Source organism: Rhizobium sp. 01T444, from assembly GCF_056398305.1.
On record NZ_JBFTPD010000130.1, the window covers coordinates 1 to 821 of the forward strand.

At 68.5% G+C, this 821-nt stretch carries 2 protein-coding genes; both read left to right on the forward strand.

Annotation, left to right across the window (positions count from 1 at the left end; translation table 11 throughout):
* A partial coding sequence (locus AC1DTN_RS37530; protein WP_477925189.1) for an ABC transporter ATP-binding protein occupies nucleotides 1-386 on the forward strand: 386 nt, incomplete at its 5' end.
* A 1-nt stretch (nucleotide 387) separates the two neighbouring features.
* Nucleotides 388-821, forward strand: a 434-nt coding sequence (locus AC1DTN_RS37535) for a GntR family transcriptional regulator (RefSeq protein ID WP_477925190.1), incomplete at its 3' end; no start/stop codon positions are given.

Here is an 821-nt window from a genome sequence, read left to right on the forward strand (position 1 = left end):
ACCCCAAGCAGCTGTCGGGCGGCATGCAGCAGCGCACCGCCATCGCGCGCGCGCTCGCCAACGACCCGAAGATGCTGCTGCTCGACGAGCCCTTCGGCGCGCTCGACAACCAGACGCGCGTGCTGATGCAGGAGCTGCTGCTGGGCATCTGGGAGTCGGCCCGCAAGACGGTGCTGTTCGTCACGCACGACATCGACGAAGCCATCTTCATGGCCAATCGCGTGGCGGTGTTCAGCGCGAGGCCGGGCCGCATCAAGACCGAGATCGCGGTCGACTTCCCGCATCCGCGCCACTACACGATCAAGACCTCGCCGCAGTTCATGGAAATCAAGGCCCGGCTGACGGAGGAAATCCGCGCCGAGTCCATGGCATCGGCGGACCACTGACATGAGTGCCGTCCCCCTTCGCAAAGCCGGCGACGCGCGCAAGGCCGCGAGCCCGGCCCAGCCCGCGATGGCCCTGTACGAGCAGGTCAAGGCCTTCATCACGCACAAGATCCAGGACGGCTCCTGGCCGGCGGGCCACCGCCTGCCGTCGGAGAGCGAACTCGTCGCGCAGTTCGGCATCGCGCGCATGACGGTCAACCGCGCGCTGCGCGAGCTGGTGGAGCAGGGCCGCATCGTGCGCGAGGCCCGCGAGGGCAGCTTCGTGGCCGAGAACAAGCCGCAATCGACCCTGCTTCAGATCGCCAACATCGCCAGAGAGATCCGCGTGCGCGGGCACGACTACCGCTGCGAGTTCCTGGTGGCCGAGCGCATCGCGGCCTCGCCCGACGTGGCGGTGTGGCTGGACCTGCGGCCCGGCGAATCGGTCTTCCACAC